The sequence below is a fragment of the Paroceanicella profunda genome, from assembly GCF_005887635.2.
Lineage (GTDB): Bacteria > Pseudomonadota > Alphaproteobacteria > Rhodobacterales > Rhodobacteraceae > Paroceanicella > Paroceanicella profunda.
In genome coordinates this window covers 702,230-719,545 of the sequence record NZ_CP040818.1, presented here as the reverse complement: position 1 = coordinate 719,545, position 17,316 = coordinate 702,230, and the positions used below count along the sequence as shown (strand labels likewise).

Annotated in this window: 16 protein-coding genes; 7 read left to right on the top strand and 9 right to left on the bottom strand. The window is 68.6% G+C overall.

Going from position 1 to position 17,316, the window contains the following annotated elements; all coding sequences use genetic code 11:
• Positions 1-138 precede the first annotated feature (138 nt).
• Positions 139-444, top strand: coding sequence for a hypothetical protein (locus tag FDP22_RS03215; protein ID WP_138577575.1), 306 nt, complete (start codon positions 139-141; stop codon positions 442-444).
• A gap of 262 nt (positions 445-706) precedes the next feature.
• Here the strand turns inward: FDP22_RS03215 and dnaJ are convergent, their stop codons facing one another.
• From dnaJ to FDP22_RS03185, 6 genes are all read right to left on the bottom strand, one after another.
• Positions 707-1,849, bottom strand: coding sequence for a molecular chaperone DnaJ (dnaJ, locus tag FDP22_RS03210; protein ID WP_138577577.1), 1,143 nt, complete (start codon positions 1,847-1,849; stop codon positions 707-709).
• Positions 1,836-2,720: an FkbM family methyltransferase gene (locus tag FDP22_RS03205; protein WP_138577578.1), complete on the bottom strand. Its 885-nt coding sequence runs from the start codon at positions 2,718-2,720 to the stop codon at positions 1,836-1,838. The genes dnaJ and FDP22_RS03205 overlap by 14 nt, the downstream gene beginning before the upstream one ends.
• A gap of 54 nt (positions 2,721-2,774) precedes the next feature.
• Entirely contained in the window at positions 2,775-4,691 is a 1,917-nt protein-coding gene (dnaK, locus tag FDP22_RS03200) for a molecular chaperone DnaK (RefSeq protein WP_138577580.1), read from the bottom strand.
• 258 nt (positions 4,692-4,949) lie between these two features.
• Positions 4,950-5,693 carry an enoyl-CoA hydratase/isomerase family protein gene (locus FDP22_RS03195; RefSeq protein WP_138577582.1) on the bottom strand — a complete coding sequence of 248 codons (744 nt, stop codon included), beginning with the start codon at positions 5,691-5,693 and terminating at the stop codon, positions 4,950-4,952.
• 9 nt (positions 5,694-5,702) lie between these two features.
• A complete protein-coding gene (locus FDP22_RS03190) occupies positions 5,703-6,491 on the bottom strand; it encodes an exodeoxyribonuclease III (protein ID WP_138577584.1) in 789 nt (262 codons plus the stop codon).
• A gap of 269 nt (positions 6,492-6,760) precedes the next feature.
• Positions 6,761-7,447: a response regulator transcription factor gene (locus FDP22_RS03185; protein WP_138577586.1), complete on the bottom strand. Its 687-nt coding sequence runs from the start codon at positions 7,445-7,447 to the stop codon at positions 6,761-6,763.
• A 189-nt stretch (positions 7,448-7,636) separates the two neighbouring features.
• On the opposite strand from FDP22_RS03185, the gene ribA reads away from it, so the two are divergent.
• Both ribA and FDP22_RS03175 read left to right on the top strand, forming a co-directional pair.
• Positions 7,637-8,731, top strand: coding sequence for a GTP cyclohydrolase II (gene ribA, locus FDP22_RS03180; protein WP_138577588.1), 1,095 nt, complete (start codon positions 7,637-7,639; stop codon positions 8,729-8,731).
• On the top strand, positions 8,728-9,225 hold the full coding sequence (locus tag FDP22_RS03175) for a L,D-transpeptidase family protein (RefSeq protein WP_239031854.1): 498 nt from the start codon (positions 8,728-8,730) through the stop codon (positions 9,223-9,225). The genes ribA and FDP22_RS03175 overlap by 4 nt, the downstream gene beginning before the upstream one ends.
• On the opposite strand, the gene FDP22_RS03170 is transcribed toward FDP22_RS03175, so the two are convergent.
• The 3 genes from FDP22_RS03170 to FDP22_RS03160 form a co-directional block, all read right to left on the bottom strand.
• Complete coding sequence (locus FDP22_RS03170) at positions 9,215-9,865, bottom strand: YggS family pyridoxal phosphate-dependent enzyme (RefSeq protein WP_138577590.1); 651 nt, start codon at positions 9,863-9,865, stop codon at positions 9,215-9,217. The two genes, FDP22_RS03175 and FDP22_RS03170, sit on opposite strands and share 11 nt — an antisense overlap.
• Before the next feature lie 116 nt (positions 9,866-9,981).
• A complete protein-coding gene (locus tag FDP22_RS03165) occupies positions 9,982-10,938 on the bottom strand; it encodes a porin (RefSeq protein ID WP_170317574.1) in 957 nt (318 codons plus the stop codon).
• Positions 10,939-11,186: 248 nt separating this feature from the next.
• Entirely contained in the window at positions 11,187-12,194 is a 1,008-nt protein-coding gene (locus FDP22_RS03160) for a porin (protein WP_138577594.1), read from the bottom strand.
• A 296-nt stretch (positions 12,195-12,490) separates the two neighbouring features.
• On the opposite strand from FDP22_RS03160, the gene FDP22_RS03155 reads away from it, so the two are divergent.
• From FDP22_RS03155 to holA, 4 genes are all read left to right on the top strand, one after another.
• A complete protein-coding gene (locus FDP22_RS03155) occupies positions 12,491-12,994 on the top strand; it encodes a DUF3576 domain-containing protein (protein WP_170317573.1) in 504 nt (167 codons plus the stop codon).
• Positions 12,995-13,064: 70 nt separating this feature from the next.
• Positions 13,065-15,632, top strand: a complete 2,568-nt coding sequence (gene leuS, locus FDP22_RS03150) for a leucine--tRNA ligase (RefSeq protein ID WP_138577598.1) — start codon at positions 13,065-13,067, stop codon at positions 15,630-15,632.
• A complete protein-coding gene (gene lptE / locus FDP22_RS03145) occupies positions 15,619-16,146 on the top strand; it encodes an LPS assembly lipoprotein LptE (protein ID WP_138577600.1) in 528 nt (175 codons plus the stop codon). The genes leuS and lptE overlap by 14 nt, the downstream gene beginning before the upstream one ends.
• Positions 16,143-17,171, top strand: a complete 1,029-nt coding sequence (holA, locus tag FDP22_RS03140) for a DNA polymerase III subunit delta (RefSeq protein WP_138577602.1) — start codon at positions 16,143-16,145, stop codon at positions 17,169-17,171. Before lptE ends, holA begins: the two co-directional genes overlap by 4 nt.
• Positions 17,172-17,316: the final 145 nt, after the last annotated feature.

Below are 17,316 nucleotides of genomic sequence, written 5' to 3'. Positions count from 1 at the left end.
CGCTGTTGAAAAATGTCTATACGCCTGTGCCCCGGGCGATGCAAGCCCGAATCCCGGCAGAGGCGATCTGCGTGCACGTTACTGGATTATTCGCATATCGGCACATATAGTGCAGTGCACAATAACCGGAGCACCAAGATGTTCTCTTTCGTTGACAGCATGTCCCTCTACCGGGATGTCCTCGAGATTTCCCAACTCAACGTCGCCATCGCTGTCTCAGCCAGCGAAGTGATCCTGCGGCGCAACATGCTGATGGCCAACGGCACCATGACCAACACGGAGATGACCCGTATGGTGATGGAAAAGCACGAGACTTTCGTGAAGTCGGTGAACGCGGCCGCGGGCGTGGCCCTCGGTGGCGGCAGCCCGGCGGGCATGATGCGCGCCGCGCTCGTGCCGTTCGGCAACAAGACCCGGTCCAACGCGCAGCGTCTGCGCCGCTGACACCTGCCCCGTGCCCCCCGGGCGCGGAGAATGACACGCCGTTGCGGTTGCCCGGTAAGCCCCGGGAGATACACCGCATCCGCCGGACAGCTTCGCGAGATGCAGGGCCCTGTCCGGCGCAGGTCCGACCCGTAGCGGACCAGTAACCGTATCTGACAATTCCGACCCGTATCCGACCAGTGTATCAGCGGTCGGCCGTCTGGACACCCGGGGGGCCGGGGCCGTGTGCCGGTCTGCCCCCTCCGGTGGAGGGGGCGGCGGATCAGTTGGTCATGCCGTCCCAGAAGCGCTTGACCTTCGAGAGGAAGTCGGTGGCCTCGGGATTGTTGTCCCGCCCGGCCTTCTCGAACTCGCGCATGAGTTCCTTCTGGCGCGCGGAGAGGTTGACCGGCGTTTCCACCGCAAGCTCCAGATAGAGATCGCCCGCCGGGCCGCCGCGCAGCGCCGGCATGCCCTTGCCGCGCAGGCGCAGCAACTTGCCGGACTGCACGCCCTCGGGCACCTTCACCTTGGTGCGTCCGCCGTCCAGCGTGGGCACCTCGATCTCGCCTCCCAGCGAGGCGGTGACCATCGACAGCGGCACCCGGCAATGCAGGTTCTGCGCGTCGCGCTCGAAGATCGGATGCTCGGCCACCTGGATGAAGATGTAGAGATCGCCCGACGGCCCGCCGCGCAGGCCCGCCTCGCCCTCGCCGGCGAGCCGGATCCGCGTGCCGGTCTCCACACCCGCGGGGATGTTCACATTCAGCGAGCGCACGCGCTCCTGCCGGCCGGAGCCGCCGCATTCGGTGCACTTGTTCTTGATGATCTGGCCCTGGCCCGCACAGGTGGGGCAGGTGCGCTCGATGGTGAAGAAGCCCTGCTGCGCGCGCACCTTGCCCATGCCCGAGCAGGTGGGGCAGGTGGAGGGCTCGCTGCCGCCGGCAGCTCCCGTTCCCGAGCAGGCGTCGCAGGCGGTGGAACCGGGCACCTGCAGGCTGGCCTGCTTGCCCGACATCGCCTCTTCCAGCGAGATGGAGAGGTTGTAGCGCAGGTCCGAGCCGCGGGTGGCGCGCGGGTTGCCGCCGCGCCGCCGGCCACCGCCGCCGCCCATGAAATCGCCGAACAGGTCGTCGAACACGTCGGAGAAGGCGGAGGAGAAATCCGCGTTGCCGCCGCCGCGCGGGCCGCCCATGCCGCCCTCGAAGGCCGCGTGGCCGAACTGGTCGTAGGCCGCCTTCTTCTGGCTGTCCTTGAGGATGTCGTAGGCCTCGTTCACCTCCTTGAACTTCGTCTCCGCGTCAGGGTTGTCGCGGTTCCGGTCGGGGTGAAACTCCATGACCTTCTTCTTGTAGGCCTTCTTCAGCTCGGCTTCGGACGCGCCCTTCGACACGCCGAGAATTTCGTACAGATCACGTTTCGACATCGGTCGGCTCCTGCTGCCGTGCAGGCCGGGCCTGCAGGCTGAGAATGGTGTTGATCCCGGTGCGCAGCACGGGAGCGTAGCCACGGGACACGAGCAGGCGGACCGGCTCGCTCTCGGGCCCTCGGCCGGTTTCGAGAACCACATGCCCGGGCCAGAGCGCCACGGGGGCATGGGCGAGGAAGGCGGTGAGAACCGGCAGCTCCACCCCTTCGATATCCATTTTCATCGCGTCGATCCGGGGCAGCCCCGCATCGCGCACCACGTCGAGCAGCGGGCGCATCGGCACCTCGAAGTCACCGCTCTCCGCCACCCGCGCCTCGCCGCGGTTCGACAGGCCGCCGGAGGCGAAGCGCACGCTGCCGGCCTCCGCGCCAAGGGCCACCGGGGCATGCACCACGTCCGATGCACCGGAGGCGGCGAGGTTGAAGCGCAGCCGCCCGGCATTCACCGGGTCCGGCTCCACCGCCACCGCCTTCAGCGCCACGCCGCGGGCCTGGCAGGCGGCGCGCACGGAGAGGGTGTAGAGCCCCACGTTCGCACCGGCGTCGACGAAGCAGAAATCGCCCTCCGCCCGCGCCACCAGGGTGTCGAGGAAGTCGCGTTCCTCCGCGTCCCACAGGTGGATGCCGGCGAAGGCGCGCTTCTCGCAGCGGTTGTCGCCCGGGTGCAGGCGCACCTTCTGGCTGCCGAACACCGTCACGTCGAACGGCGCCTCCCGCCCGGCCAGGCAGAGCTTGCGCAGCAGCGACACGCCCCAGAGGCCCAGCCTGCCGTCGGGCATGTGATCGGCCATCCGCCGAAGCGAATCGACCACGCCGGGCAGGGCATGGTCTCCGAAAGGCATCTGGTCTGTGGTCGGAATGCGGTCCATCAAAGGCCCCTTGCGGGGGCGGCACCCGGTCTCACGGGTGCCGCCCGACTGGCCTCAGTTCTGCTTCTTGTCGCTGTCGACGTCCTCATAGTCAGCGTCGACCACGTCATCCTTGCCGCCGTCGGACTGGGCGGAGGCTTCCTCGGAGCCGTCACCGGCCTCGCCCTGCGCCTTGTAGATCGCCTCGCCGAGCTTCATGGAGGCTTCCATCAGCGCCTGGGTCTTGGCCTTGATGTCCTCCAGATCTTCCGTGGCAGTGGCTTCGCGCAGGCTGGTCAGGGCAGTCTCGATCGCGCCCTTGGTCTCGGCGTCGACCTTGTCACCATGCTCCTTGAGCGACTTCTCGGTGGCGTGGATCAGGCTTTCGGCGTGGTTCTTCGCCTCCACCAGCTCGCGGCGCACCTTGTCGCCCTCGGCATTCGCCTCGGCTTCCTTGACCATCTTCTCGATGTCGTCGTCGGAGAGACCGCCGGAGGCCTGGATGGTGATCTTCTGCTCCTTGTTCGTGCCCTTGTCCTTGGCGGACACGGAGACGATGCCGTTCGCGTCGATGTCGAAGGCGACCTCGATCTGCGGCATGCCGCGCGGCGCCGGCGGGATGTCCTCGAGGTTGAACTGGCCGAGGAGCTTGTTGTCCGCCGCCATCTCGCGCTCGCCCTGGAACACCCGGATCGTCACGGCCGACTGGTTGTCGTCGGCGGTGGAGAAGATCTGGCTCTTCTTGGTCGGGATCGTGGTGTTGCGGTCGATCAGCCGGGTGAACACGCCGCCCAGCGTCTCGATGCCCAGCGAGAGCGGGGTCACGTCCAGCAGGACCACGTCCTTCACGTCACCCTGCAGCACGCCGGCCTGGATGGCGGCGCCGAGCGCCACGACCTCGTCCGGGTTCACGCCCTTGTGGGCTTCCTTGCCGAAGAACTTCGACACTTCCTCGATCACGCGGGGCATGCGGGTCATGCCGCCGACGAGCACGACCTCGTCGATCTCGTTCTTGGTCAGGCCCGCATCCTTCAGCGCCGCCGCACAGGGCTTCATCGAGCGCAGGATCAGGTCCTCCACGAGGCCCTCGAGCTTCGCACGGGTGAGCTTGAGCACCAGGTGAAGCGGGGTCGAGGTCTTCGGGTCCATCGAGATGAACGGCTGGTTGATCTCGGTCTGGGTCGAGGAGGAGAGCTCGATCTTCGCCTTCTCCGCGGCTTCCTTCAGGCGCTGCAGCGCGAGCTTGTCCTTGGTGAGGTCGACGCCGTGCTCCTTCTTGAACTCGCCGGCGAGGTACTCGACGATGCGCATGTCGAAGTCTTCGCCGCCGAGGAAGGTGTCACCGTTGGTGGACTTCACCTCGAACAGGCCGTCGTCGATCTCCAGGATCGAGATGTCGAAGGTGCCGCCGCCGAGGTCGTAGACCGCGATGGTCTTGCCACCTTCCTTGTCGAGGCCGTAGGCCAGTGCGGCGGCCGTCGGCTCGTTGATGATGCGCAGCACCTCGAGACCGGCGATCTTGCCGGCGTCCTTGGTGGCCTGACGCTGGGCGTCGTTGAAATAGGCCGGAACGGTGATCACGGCCTGGGTGACGTCCTCACCGAGATAGCTCTCGGCGGTTTCCTTCATCTTCTGCAGGATGAAGGCGGAGACCTGGGAGGGGCTGTACTTGTCGCCCTTCACTTCCACCCAGGCGTCGCCGTTGCCACCGTCGACGATGTTGTAGGGCACCATGCCCTTGTCCTTGGTCACCATCGGATCGTCGATCCGGCGGCCGATCAGGCGCTTGACGGCAAACAGCGTATTGGTCGGGTTGGTGACGGCCTGGCGCTTGGCCGACTGGCCGACCAGACGCTCGTCGTCGGTGAAACCGACCATCGAAGGCGTCGTGCGCGCACCCTCGGAATTCTCGATGACGCGGGGCTTCGCGCCGTCCATGATGGCGACACAGGAGTTGGTGGTCCCGAGGTCGATACCGATAACTTTACCCATGAATCTGCATCCTTTCCTTTACGCGGCGATTCCGGAGCCCGGGTCCGTTACGGCCCCCCGGCCCCATCCCTGAGGGCCCCTCACATGGTTGTGAGGAGCATCGGAGTCAACGCCGATATAGGCGGCGCAACTGCGGCCTGCAAGCAGTGGGGGCGGAATCAGTCGCGAGTCCTGTCTGGTATTTTCACGCCGGGCGGCGTGGGGTTGATCGGGGCCGATTGCAGGGGTCGGAACACCCCGGCAGGCGGCGGCGATGGGTCAGGCGCCGGTGAACCGCGGCGTGCGCTTGTCGCGCATCGCGGCCAGCCCCTCGGCATGATCGGCGGAGGCGAAGCAGGCGGCGATGCGCCCGCGCGCGGCCTCCGCGTCCAGCGTGCCGGTGGCAAGCTCGGTGATGGTGCGCTTCATTCCGGAGACGGCGAGGGGCGCGAGCGCCGCGATCTCCTCCACCAGCGCCTCCACGCGCGGCCCCAGCGCCTCCGGGGCCACCAGGTGGTCGAGGAAGCCGAGGTCGCGCAGCGCCGTGTCGCCGAAGGTCTCTGCCAGCAGGAACAGCCGCCGGGTGGCCTGCTGGCCCATCACGCGCAGCGCGCGCGAGATGCCGGCCGGCTCGTAGTGGATGCCCAGTTTCGCGGGCGGCACGAACAGGCGCATCCCTTCCACGCCGATGCGGAAATCGCAGGCGAGGGCCAGTTCCACGCCGCCGCCGTAGGCCCCGCCGTTCAGGGCGCAGACGGTGGGGCGCGGGAAGGCTTCCAGCCGGTCGCACAGCGCGGTGAGGGGGTTGCGTGTCCAGTCCGCGGCCAGCCCGTCCAGCGCCGCGCCGGAACAGAAGCTGCGCCCGGTGCCGGTGAGCACCAGCGCGCGCAGCTCCGGCAGGGCGGCGAGCCGGTCCAGCTCGGCCGTCAGCGCCGCCATCGCCTCGCGGTCGAGCGCGTTGTGGCGCTCGGGGCGGGCGAGGGTGATGCGGGCGACCGGGCCCTCGACGACACTCTCGATCATGGCGGCTCCTCAGATGTCGAAGGTCGCGAAGACCGGGGCATGGTCGGAGGGCTGGGTCCAGCCGCGCGCGTCGCGCAGGATCCGGCTGCCGGAGGCGAGGGGCGCGATGTCGGGCGTGGCCCAGACATGGTCCAGCCGGCGGCCCTTGTCCGCCGCGTCCCAGTCCTTCGCGCGGTAGGACCACCAGGAGTAGAGCAGCCCCTCGGGGATGTGCTGCCGGGTGATGTCCACCCAGTTCCCGGCCGCCTGCGCCGCCGCCAGGTGCTCCACCTCCACCGGCGTGTGCGAGACCACCTTCAGCAGCGCCTTGTGCGACCAGACGTCATCCTCGCGCGGGGCGATGTTGAGGTCGCCCACCAGCACCGAGCGCACCGGCGGCTCGGCGCTGAACCAGTCCCGCATCTCGGTGAGGAAGGCGAGCTTGTGCTCGAACTTCGCATTCACCGCCGGGTCCGGCTCGTCGCCGCCGGCGGGGATGTAGTAATTGTGGATCAGCGTGCCGTCGGCCAGCCGCCCGGCGACATGGCGCGCGTCGCCCTTGGCGCAGAAGTCGCGCTGGCCGGCGTCCTCCATCGGCAGGCGCGAGAGGATGGCCACGCCGTTGTAGCCCTTCTGGCCGCGGGCGATGGCATGGGTGTAGCCCAGGGACGCGAATCCCTCCAGCGGCAGCTTCTCCACCGGGGACTTGGTTTCCTGCAGGCACAGGATGTCCGGCGCCTCCTCTTCGAGCAGACGGCGCACGATGGGCTCGCGCAGGCGAACGGAATTGATGTTCCAGGTGCAGATCGTGACGGTCATGGGGGTCTCCGGCTGTTGGGCGCGGATAATGGCCCGGTAAGGCCCCGGCCTCAAGACGGAAAGCGCCCGACGGTCTGGGGCCGTCGGGCGTCCACCCTGCGAGGGGTTTCCGGCCCGGTGAGGGGGTGGGCCGAAGACTGCACCGCGAACCTGGGGATCGTCGGGTGCATGCATATCGTGCGTCCGGGCGCCTGGGCGGTCAAGCCCCGCCGCGGTCCCGCAGCGGCTTTTCTGTCAGGCGGTATGGGTTTCTGAGGGCTGGCCGTGCCTCACGGCACCAGGCGGTAGCCGCCGGACTCGGTGACCAGGATGCGTGCATTGGCCGGGTCCGGCTCGATCTTCTGCCGCAGGCGGTAGATGTGCGTCTCCAGCGTGTGGGTGGTGACCCCGGCATTGTAGCCCCAGACCTCGTGAAGCAGCGTGTCGCGGCTGACCACGCGGTCATCGGCGCGATAGAGATACTTGAGGATGGAGGTTTCCTTCTCGGTGAGGCGGATCTTCTGGTCGCGCTCGTCCATCAGCATCTTGGTGGAGGGGCGGAAGGAGTAGGGCCCGATGGCGAAGACCGCGTCCTCCGACTGCTCGTGCTGGCGCAGCTGCGCGCGGATGCGCGCCAGCAGCACCGGGAAGCGGAAAGGCTTGGCGACGTAATCGTTCGCGCCGGCGTCCAGCCCCAGGATGGTGTCGGAATCCGACGCGTGGCCGGTGAGCATCAGGATCGGGCATTTCACCCCGTTCTTGCGCATGAGCCGGCACAGCTCGCGGCCGTCGAGATCGGGCAGGCCGACGTCGAGAACCACGAGGTCATAGGTCTGCTCCTTGACCTTCTCCAGTGCCTCGGCGCCGTTTCCGGCCTCGAACACGTCGAAATCATCGGTGAGAACGAGTTGGTCGGCGAGGGCCTCCCGGAGGTCGGCCTCGTCGTCAACCAGCAGGATCTTGCGCAGCGTGCTCATGTCATTCCCCAGTCACGGAAGCGTTTCGTCATGGTGATCACATCTGTCGCCGGACGGCCTGAGCAAGGGTATGTACATGAATGTCACGCAAGCGTGTTGCCACCCGTGCAATTGTTTCACTTTCCCGGGCAAGCGCCTATATCGGTCCGGTGCTGGTGGTGCACGCTGGTTCGGATGCGGGGTCCGCTCATGACATTTCATCTCAGCGCCGAAGAGCGCGTGGCGCGGGCGCAGGCCGATTTCCGCATCGGGCTGCCCGTGCTGCTGCGCGCCGGCGAGGCCCGTCTGCTGGCGCTTGCCGCCGAGACCCTGACGGCGGACCGGCTGGCCGAGCTGCGCTCTCTGGGCGGGGAGATCGACGTGGTGGTGACCGCGCGCCGGGCCGAGACACTGCGGGCCCGGGCCTATGACGGCGACATTGCCCGCATCGCGGTGCCGGCGGACGTGGCCGCGGCCTGGCTGCGCGCCACGGCCGACCCGGCCTCCGACCTGAAGATGCCGATGAAGGGCCCCTATGCCACCCGGCGCGGCGGCGATGCCGCGCTCGCGCGCGTGGCGGTGCACCTGGCCAAGCAGGCGCACCTGTTGCCGGCGGCGGTGACCCTCGTCGGCGGGGCGGGGCTGGAGGCGCGCGCGCTGGAGGCGGGGCTGTGCCAGCTCTCGGTCGCCGACGTGGCCCGGGCCCAGCCCGAGGCTATGGCGCTGGAGCCGGTGGCCGACGCGCGCGTGCCGCTGGAGGTGTCGGAAGCCGGGCGCGTGCATGTCTTCCGGCCGCGCAACGGCGGCGAGGAGCATTACGCGGTGGAGATCGGCACGCCGGACCGCCGCCAGCCGGTGCTCTCGCGCCTGCATTCGGCCTGTTTCACCGGCGATCTCATCGGCTCGCTGAAGTGCGATTGCGGGCCGCAGCTGCGCGCCGCGCTGGCCCAGATCGGCGCCGAGGGCGCCGGCGTCCTGCTCTACCTCAACCAGGAGGGCAGGGGCATCGGCCTTGCCAACAAGATGCGCGCCTACTCCCTGCAGGACCAGGGGTTCGACACGGTGGAGGCCAACCATCGCATCGGCTTCGAGGATGACGAGCGCGATTTCCGCATCGGCGCGGAGATCCTCAAGCGCATGGGGTTCTCCGCGGTGCGGCTGATGACGAACAACCCGCGCAAGGTGTCGATGATGGAAGGCGCCGGCGTGGCGGTGGCCGAGCGCGTGCCGCTGCGCGTGGGCGAGAACCCGCACAACCGTGGGTACCTCGCGGTGAAGGCGGCAAAGAGCGGCCACCTGCTGTGACCCCGCGCGTGACGGACCTGGTGGTGGGACGCTGGGGCGCGCGCTTCCTCGGCCGGACCTTTCCCTGCGCGCTGGGGCGTGGCGGCATCGGCGAGAAGCGCGGCGAGGGCGACGGCATCACCCCGCGTGGGCTCTGGCATGTCGGCGCGGTGATGGCCCGGCCGGACCGGGGCGGCGTTCCGCCCGGTGCCCGGCCCATCGGCCCGCGGGACCTCTGGTCCGATGACCCGGCGGACCCGGCCTACAATTCCGCCGTCCGCGCCCCGCACCCGCAGTCTCATGAGGCGCTGCGCCGGCCGGACGGGCTCTACGACCTCGTGGCGGTGCTGGATTACAACTGGCCGGTGGCCGTGGCGGGGGCGGGCAGCGCCATCTTCCTGCATGTCTGGCGCGGGCCGCGCAAGCCCACGGCGGGCTGCGTCGCCTTCCGGCGCGCGGATCTCGGCTGGATCCTGTCGCGCTGGAGCCCGCGCAGCCGGGTGATCATCCGGTAACGCGGTCTCCGAACAGCGCCGATCCCACCCGGACATGCGTGGCGCCGAGGGCGATGGCGCTCTCGAAATCGCTGCTCATGCCCATCGACAACCCCTCGAGCCCGTTGCGCTGCGCGATCTTTGCCAGCAGGGCGAAATGCAGGCTGGGCTCCTCGTCCACCGGGGGAATCACCATCAGGCCCTTCAGCGGCAGGCCGTAGTCGTCGCGCACCTGGGCGATGAAGGCATCCGCCTCGGCGGGCAGCACGCCGGCCTTCTGCGGTTCCTCGCCGGTATTCACCTGGATGAACAGGTCGGGGCAGGTGCCGCGGGCCTGGGCCTCCTCGGCCAGCAGGCGCGCAAGCTTGGGCCGGTCGACGGACTGGATCACGTCGAACAGGTCCAGCGCCTGGCGCAGCTTGTTGGTCTGCAGCGGGCCGATCAGGTGGAGCTCGATGCCCGCGAACCGCTCCCGGAAGCCGGGCCACTTGCCCGCCGCCTCCTGAACCCGATTCTCGCCGAACACGCGCTGGCCCTGTTCCAGCACCGCCTCGACCCGCGCATCCGGCTGGACCTTGGACACGGCCACCAGCGTGACCGGGCCGCGGCCGGCGGTGTGGCGGGCGGTTTCGATGCGGGCGAGGATATCGGACAGGGACATGGGGGAGGGCCTCCGGCGGCTGCGTTGCCCCCGTTTCTAGCGGCCCGCGGCGCAAAGAAAAAGGGGAGCAGGCCCCGGCCCGCTCCCCCTTTGCCCTGAAATGCCCGATCGGCAGATCAGAATGCGACGCGCATGTAGCCCATCACGGTGTTGTCGCCGACCTCGTCGGTGTCGTTGCCCTCGTAGCCGAGGGTACCGGTGACGCCCGGGGCGACGGCATAGGTTGCCCAGATGCCGTAGTCGTTCATGTCTTCGCCGCTGAGAGCGGTCGACCAGCCGCCGGCCACGGTCCACGGGCCGGTGGTATACTGGGCGCCCACGGCGATGGCATCGTCTTCGCCGTCGTTCGCGCCGCGCTGGTCATAGGTCACGCCAACGCCGAAGCCCTGGTAGGTGACGGTGATACCGCCCTGAGCCGCGTCCGGGCCGTTCTCGATGGTGAAGTAGCCACCGCCGAAGTCGACTTCAACGCCGTTGAACTCACCCGAGTAGCCGGCGCCGAAGGACCATTTCGAGCTGTCGTCGCCGAACACCAGGTTGTTGTCGCCCTGGTGCTGGGAATTGCCCAGGCCGTCGGCCTGGTAGTCCGGGGTCCAGCCGACCATGGCCTGGAAGCCGGAGATGTTCGGCGTGGTGTAGAAGATGGCCGGAGAATCGCCGCCGTTGGACGAGTAGATCACGCTGGCGTCCGAATCGAAGTAGCCGATCTTGGTGCTCGGCGCCTCGAAGTAGCCATACTCGAAGGCGTCCGACGCATCGTCGTTGGACCCGATCATGACCGAACCGAAGTTGCCCGAGACGCGGGCCCAGTTCTCGTCGATCTGGTCTTCGGTGGTGTAGGCTTCAAGCTCCACACGGCCGTCGAAGGTCAGGCCGTTGTCGGACGTGCCCTTCCAGCCGAGCCAGATCTCGCCATCCCGCAGGACGCCGATCTCGTCGCCGTTGTCGGACTGGTAGGCCAGCCCGAAGTTCATGTATCCGCCAACCGAACCGGTGATGGGCTCGGCGGCGAAGCTCGCCGTCGCCGACCCGCCGGCCAGAATGGTCGCTGCCACGACACTTCTGATTACCATTGTCTGCTCTCCATAGGATAACTTGCGCGAGAGGCAATGGCCTCCACACGCAGTGGATGCGATATCAAGATAGTCGCGTAAACGCAAGTTATTGTGATGTCCCTTCATGGGATCGTGAAGGCCAGTCTGGAGTGCAGTTAGCGGCTTGAATTGTACCAACTGCTTAACGCCGCAGCAAAATCAGGCACGATGAACGCAAAAGGCGGGCCCTGAGGGCCCGCCTTCAAACCATCGTGAGATGGTTGAGATCAGAACGCGACGCGGAGGTAGCCGGTCACCATGTTCTCGGACTCGCGGAAGACGGTGTTGTACTCGCCAACATCGTTGCCTTCGTAGCCGAGGGTACCGGTCACGCCCGGAGCGATCGCGTAGGTGACCCATGCGCCGTAGTTGTTGGCGTCCGGGCCGGCGAGGGCGAAGGCCCAGCCAGCACCGAAGGTCCAGGGACCGGTCTCGTACTGCATGCCGACGGCGAGCGAGTCGTCGTAGCCGGAGAAGCCAGCCGGCCCGACCCATGCCCAACCGGCGGAGTCGTAGTGCACACCGACCGAGAAGCCGACGTAGGACACTTCACCACCGACGTGCCAACGGCCATCGTCGTAGACGTCCGCGTCGCCGTCGAGGTAGCCGGCGCCGATGCCGAAGCCGACACCGTCGAACTCACCTTCGTACTTCGCACCAACCGACCAGCGCTGGCCATCGGCATCGCTGCCGTCTTCGTAGTTGCCGAAGACGAGGTTGTTGTCGCGCGAACCATCAGCCGAGGAGTTCGGCGCCCAGTCGATCGCGGCGGAGAAGCCGGAGATGTTCGGGGTGGTGTAGCGGATCACCGGAACGTCGCCGCCCATGGAGGTGTACATGGCCGAGTAGAACGAGTCCCAGTAACCGACGCGGGAACCGGCGCCGTAGAACACGCCCTTTTCCATCGCGTTGGACGCGGAGTCGTCCGAACCGATCATGACCGAGCCGAAGGTACCCGAAACGCGGGCCCAGTTTTCGTCGATCTGGTCGCCGGTCGTGTAGGCTTCGAGCTCGATGCGGCCGTCGAAGGTCAGGCCGTTGTCCGAGGTGCCCTTCCAGCCGAGATGGATTTCGCCATCACGAAGGACGCCAATTTCGTCACCCTGCTCGTCCATGTAGACGAGACCCATCATCATGTAGCCGCCAACAGAGCCAGTGATCGGCTCGGCCGCGAAAGAAGCGGAGCCCAGGGAGGCAGCCACCAGCGCGGTCGAAGCGAAGAGAACTTTTTTCATCGTGTCCCTCGTAGGTTAAGGTTGTCCCCGATCCGGTTCGATCCGGGTGGAGCAGGCGTAAAATCGCGGGAAATGAGCTTTTGGGTCAAGCGCCTTCACATGTTAGCGGAATCTTCAGACTGACTGTAACCGCAGCGCCACAGTCACGTTCGGCGGAGGCGGGGGGCCCGCAGGGGCAAATGGCTTGTTCACCGTGCGGGGACCGATTAAGACGGGCCCCATACGCGAAAGGTGGGAGATCCGACGTGGCGATGACCAGTGTGCCGGGAAAGTTTGCATTTGCATGTGTGGGGGTGATGACCCTTCTGGCGGCCTGCGGCGATTCCGGGTCGACCGGGAGCAGCAACAGCCGGATCCTCAGCCGTTCGGAGGCGCAGGCTCGTGGCCTGGGTGACGACGCGGTGGGCACCGACGGGTCGACCGTGGGGGACATCTTCTCCGGCGGCAGCGACCAGGAGAACACCGGCCAGTCCCTCAAGGTGAACAAGTACATCTGGAAGGGCGCCCTCGAGACGCTCTCCTTCCTGCCGCTCTCCTCCACCGACCCGTTCTCCGGCGTGATCGTTACGGACTGGGGCACGGCCCAGGGCGCCGCCAACGAGCGCTTCAAGGTCACCGTGTTCATCTCCGACGAACGTCTGACCACCGACACGCTGCGCGTGGCCGTGTTCCGCGAGGTGCGGGACGGCAACACCTGGGTGAGCGCCCCGGTGCAGGAGGAGGTGCCGCGGCAGATCGAGGATTCGATCCTCACCCGCGCCCGCCAGTTGCGCATTGCCGAGGCCGAGCAGCAGGGCTGAGGCCCGACGCCGCAGTTCCAGTCGGGCCGATCCGGCCCGCCGACCAGATACGACCCGGGGTCCGACCGCCATGTCCCGCTACAATGCCCGTGAGACCGAACCGAAGTGGCAGGCCGCCTGGGAGGCGGCCGGCTCCTTCCACGCCGAGCGCGACCCGTCGCGAGAGAAGTACTACGTCCTCGAGATGTTCCCCTATCCCTCCGGGCGCATCCACATGGGCCACGTGCGCAACTACACGATGGGCGACGTGGTGGCGCGCTACAAGCGGGCCCGCGGCTTCAATGTGCTGCACCCCATGGGCTGGGATGCCTTCGGCCTGCCGGCCGAGAACGCCGCGATGGAGAAGAAGGTCAGTCCGATGGACTGGACCTACCAGAACATCGGGACGATGAAGGCCCAGCTCAAGCCGCTGGGCCTGAGCCTGGACTGGGCGCGTGAGCTCGCCACCTGCGATCCGGAGTATTACGGCCAGCAGCAGGCGATGTTCATCGACATGATGGAGGCCGGCCTCGCCTACCGGAAGAACTCCGTGGTGAACTGGGACCCGGTGGACATGACCGTGCTCGCCAACGAGCAGGTGGAGAACGGCCGCGGCTGGCGCTCCGGCGCGCTGGTGGAGCGGCGCGAGCTCACCCAGTGGTTCTTCCGCATCTCAGATTTCTCCGAGGAACTGCTGGAGGCGATCGGCACGCTCGCCAGCTGGCCGGAGAAGGTGCGCCTGATGCAGGCGAACTGGATCGGCCGCTCCGAGGGCCTGCAGTTCCGCTTCGCCACGCTCGGCGCGCCGGAGGGCTTCGCCGAGCTGGAGGTCTACACCACCCGCCCCGACACGATCTTCGGCGCCAGCTTTGCCGGCATTTCGCCGGATCATCCGCTGGCCCGCGCGCTGGAGGAGGGCAACCCGGAGCTTGCCGCCTTCAATGCCGAGTGCCGGCGCATAGGCACCTCCGAGGAGGCGCTGGAGACCGCGGAGAAGCGCGGCTTCGACACCGGCATCCGCGTGGTGCATCCGTTTGATTCCTCGAAGGAACTGCCGGTCTTTGTCGCAAATTTCATCCTGATGGATTACGGCACCGGCGCCATCTTCGGTTGCCCGGCGCATGACCAGCGCGACCTCGACTTCGCCCGCAAGTATGGGCTCGCCGTCACGCCCGTGGTCTGCCCGGAGAACCAGCTGGTGGACGAGTTCGTGATCGGCGAGACCGCCTTCACCGACACCGGCCGCATCATCAATTCCGGCTTCCTCGACGGCATGACCATCGAGGCCGCCAAGGCCGAGGTGGCGCGCCGCATGGCCGCCCAGGGCCAGGGCGCGCTGAAGGTGAACTTCCGCCTGCGCGACTGGGGCGTGAGCCGCCAGCGCTTCTGGGGCTGCCCCATCCCGGTGGTGCACTGTCCCTCCTGCGGCGTGGTGCCGGAGAAGAAGGAGAACCTGCCGGTGGAACTGCCGAAGGACGCGTCCTTCGACCAGCCCGGCAATCCGCTGGACCGCCACCCCACCTGGCGCGACGTGCCGTGTCCCGCCTGCGGCGCGCCCGCGCAGCGCGAGACCGACACGATGGACACCTTCGTGGACAGCTCGTGGTACTTCGCCCGCTTCACCGCGCCGCGCGCCGACACGCCCACCGTGGCCGAGGACGCCGCCTACTGGATGAACGTCGACCAGTACATCGGCGGCATCGAGCACGCGATCCTGCATCTGCTCTACTCGCGCTTCTTCGCCCGGGCGATGGCGCGCACCGGGCATCTGCCGGAGAGCGCGATCGAGCCGTTCAACGCGCTGTTCACGCAGGGCATGGTCACCCACGAGACCTATTCCACCCTCTCGGAGGCCGGGCGTACCGTCTGGCACACCCCCGAGGAGATCGAGATCGCGGAGGACGGCACCGCCCGCCTGCGCGAGGGCGGGGCGCCGGTCAGCGTCGGCCCGTCGATCAAGATGTCGAAGTCGAAGAAGAACGTGGTGGACCCGGTGGACATCATCGACCAGTACGGCGCGGACACCGCGCGCTGGTTCGTGATGTCCGACAGCCCGCCGGAGCGCGACGTGGAGTGGACCGCGTCGGGCGCCGAGGCGGCCTGGCGCCACCTGCAGCGGGTCTGGCGGCTGGCCGCGGAGGCGGCCGGCGCCGACGAACTCCCCTCCGCCGGAGGGGATGAGGAGGCGCTTGCCCTGCGCCGGGCCGCGCACCGTGCCATTGCCGATGTGACCGCCGGCATCGAGGGCTTCGCCTTCAACAAGGCGGTGGCGAAGCTCTACGAATTCACCAACGCCGTGGCGAAGAGCTCCGCGCCGCGGGCCGCGCGCATCGAGGCGATGCAGGTGATGGCCCGGCTGATGGCCCCGATGACCCCGCATCTCGCGGAGGAGATCTGGGCCCATCTCGGCTGCGAGGGGATGCTCACCGACACGCCCTGGCCGGAGCTGGACGAGAGCCTGCTGAAGGAGGACACGGTCACGCTGCCCATCCAGATCAACGGCAAGAAGCGCGGCGACATCGCCGTGCCGGCCGATGCGGACCGCGCCGCGATCGAGGCCATGGTGATGGCTGACGAGACGGTGCGGCGCTATCTCGAAGGTGCCGCGCCGCGCAAGCTCATCGTGGTGCCGGGGCGGATCGTCAATGTCGTGGTCTGAGCGCCCCCCGCTCCCTCTCTCCCGCCGGGGCCTGCTGCTGGGCCTGCTCGCCCTGGGCGGCTGCGGCTTCCGCCCGATGTATGGCGAGGGCTCGCCGGCGCGGGCGTTGCAGGGGCGCATCGCCGTCGGCGATGTCACCCGCGGCGAGACGCCGGACCGGATGACCTACGCCTACCGCGACCACCTGCGCCGCCGCCTCGGCGCGCCGGAGGGCGCCCCGCGCTACCGGCTGGACAGCCGCATCCGCGTCACCTCCACCGGCCTCGCCATCGCCGAGGACAACGCGACCACGCGCTACAATCTCACCGGCGTCGCCACTTTCACCCTCACCGTTCCGGGCACGGCCGAGCCGGTGTTCTCCGGCACGGTGGACAGCTACTCGGCCTATTCCGCCACCGGTTCGGTCTACGCCACCCGGATCGCCCAGCGCGACGCGGAGCGCCGCATCGCCGAGGACCTCGCCGAGCGGGTGATCACCCGCATCGCCGCGCAGGCGGACGCGCTGCCGACGTGAAGCTGAAGGGACGCGAGATCGCGGCATTCCTTGCCCGGCCGGACGTCTCTCGCGCAGGCTGCCTCGTCTACGGCGCCGACGCGATCGCCGTGGACGTGAAGCGCGCCGAGGCCGTGGCCGCCCTTGTCGGGCCCGAGGGCGAGGCGGAGATGCGGCTGGAGCGGTTCGACGGCGCCTCCCTGCGCACCGACCCCGCCCGCCTGCAGGACGCCCTGCGCGCGCAGGGCTTCTTCCCCGGCCAGCGTGTCGTGCTGCTGGAGGACGCGACCGACGGGCTTACCGACATCATCGCCGAGGCGCTGGATGCCACCCGCCCGGGGGCGGACGCCTTCCTCATCGTCACCGCCGGCGTTCTGGCCGCGCGCTCGAAGCTGCGCAAGATGTTCGAGGCGCGCCGCGATGCCGTGGTCTGCCCGCTCTACTCCGACCCGCCGGGGCGCGACGAGGTGGAGACGGCGCTGCGCCGCGCCGGTCTCGCCGCCGCGCAGCCCGATGCGGTCGAGGCGCTGGTGGTGCTCTCGCGCGAGATCGACCTCGGCGCCTTCAACCAGGTCCTCGCCCATGTGGCGCTCTACAAGCTCGGCGACCCGGAGCCGCTCACCGCCGCCGAGGTGGCGCTCTGCGCCCCCGCCACCACCGAGGCGGGGCTGGACGAGGTGATCCGCGCCGTGGCCGAGGGCGAGGTGGTCGCGATCGGCCGCCAGATGGCGCGGCTGGCGGGGCAGGGGGTGAACGCCACCACGCTCTGCATCTCCGCCACCCGGCATTTCCGCCAGCTCCACGCCATCGCCGCCGCCCCGGACGGGCCCGAGGCGGCGCTCGGCCGCGCCCGCCCGCCGGTCTTCGGCCCGCGCCGCGACGCGCTGCTGCGGCAGGTGCGCGGCTGGGGGCCCGGGCGCATCGAGCGCGTGCTGTCGCTGCTCACCGATACCGATCTCACCCTGCGCTCCTCCTCCGGCGCGCCGCCGCTGGCGCTGATCGAACGCGCCTTCATCCGCATCGCCATGCTGCGGGGCGCGCGATGACCCCGGCCCTGCCACCCCAACCCCTCCGGCAAAGCCGGCGCGCGGCGGCGCGCGCGCGCCTTGCCGCCCTCCGGACGGGCGCGCGTGCGCCCCTCCCGGCCCGTTCCGCGGGCAGGGCCCGGGGCGGAACCGCTCCGGCTGCCTG

Excerpts from the sequence above, each read along its gene's own strand:
- FDP22_RS03215 (WP_138577575.1), top strand. The coding sequence starts at position 139 with ATGTTCTCTTTCGTTGACAGCATGTCCCTCTACCGGGATGTCCTCGAG.
- dnaJ (WP_138577577.1), bottom strand. The coding sequence starts at position 1,849 with ATGTCGAAACGTGATCTGTACGAAATTCTCGGCGTGTCGAAGGGCGCG.
- FDP22_RS03205 (WP_138577578.1), bottom strand. The coding sequence starts at position 2,720 with ATGGACCGCATTCCGACCACAGACCAGATGCCTTTCGGAGACCATGCC.
- dnaK (WP_138577580.1), bottom strand. The coding sequence starts at position 4,691 with ATGGGTAAAGTTATCGGTATCGACCTCGGGACCACCAACTCCTGTGTC.
- FDP22_RS03195 (WP_138577582.1), bottom strand. The coding sequence starts at position 5,693 with ATGATCGAGAGTGTCGTCGAGGGCCCGGTCGCCCGCATCACCCTCGCC.
- FDP22_RS03190 (WP_138577584.1), bottom strand. The coding sequence starts at position 6,491 with ATGACCGTCACGATCTGCACCTGGAACATCAATTCCGTTCGCCTGCGC.
- FDP22_RS03185 (WP_138577586.1), bottom strand. The coding sequence starts at position 7,447 with ATGAGCACGCTGCGCAAGATCCTGCTGGTTGACGACGAGGCCGACCTC.
- ribA (WP_138577588.1), top strand. The coding sequence starts at position 7,637 with ATGACATTTCATCTCAGCGCCGAAGAGCGCGTGGCGCGGGCGCAGGCC.
- FDP22_RS03170 (WP_138577590.1), bottom strand. The coding sequence starts at position 9,865 with ATGTCCCTGTCCGATATCCTCGCCCGCATCGAAACCGCCCGCCACACC.
- FDP22_RS03165 (WP_170317574.1), bottom strand. The coding sequence starts at position 10,938 with ATGGTAATCAGAAGTGTCGTGGCAGCGACCATTCTGGCCGGCGGGTCG.
- FDP22_RS03160 (WP_138577594.1), bottom strand. The coding sequence starts at position 12,194 with ATGAAAAAAGTTCTCTTCGCTTCGACCGCGCTGGTGGCTGCCTCCCTG.
- FDP22_RS03155 (WP_170317573.1), top strand. The coding sequence starts at position 12,491 with ATGACCCTTCTGGCGGCCTGCGGCGATTCCGGGTCGACCGGGAGCAGC.
- leuS (WP_138577598.1), top strand. The coding sequence starts at position 13,065 with ATGTCCCGCTACAATGCCCGTGAGACCGAACCGAAGTGGCAGGCCGCC.
- lptE (WP_138577600.1), top strand. The coding sequence starts at position 15,619 with ATGTCGTGGTCTGAGCGCCCCCCGCTCCCTCTCTCCCGCCGGGGCCTG.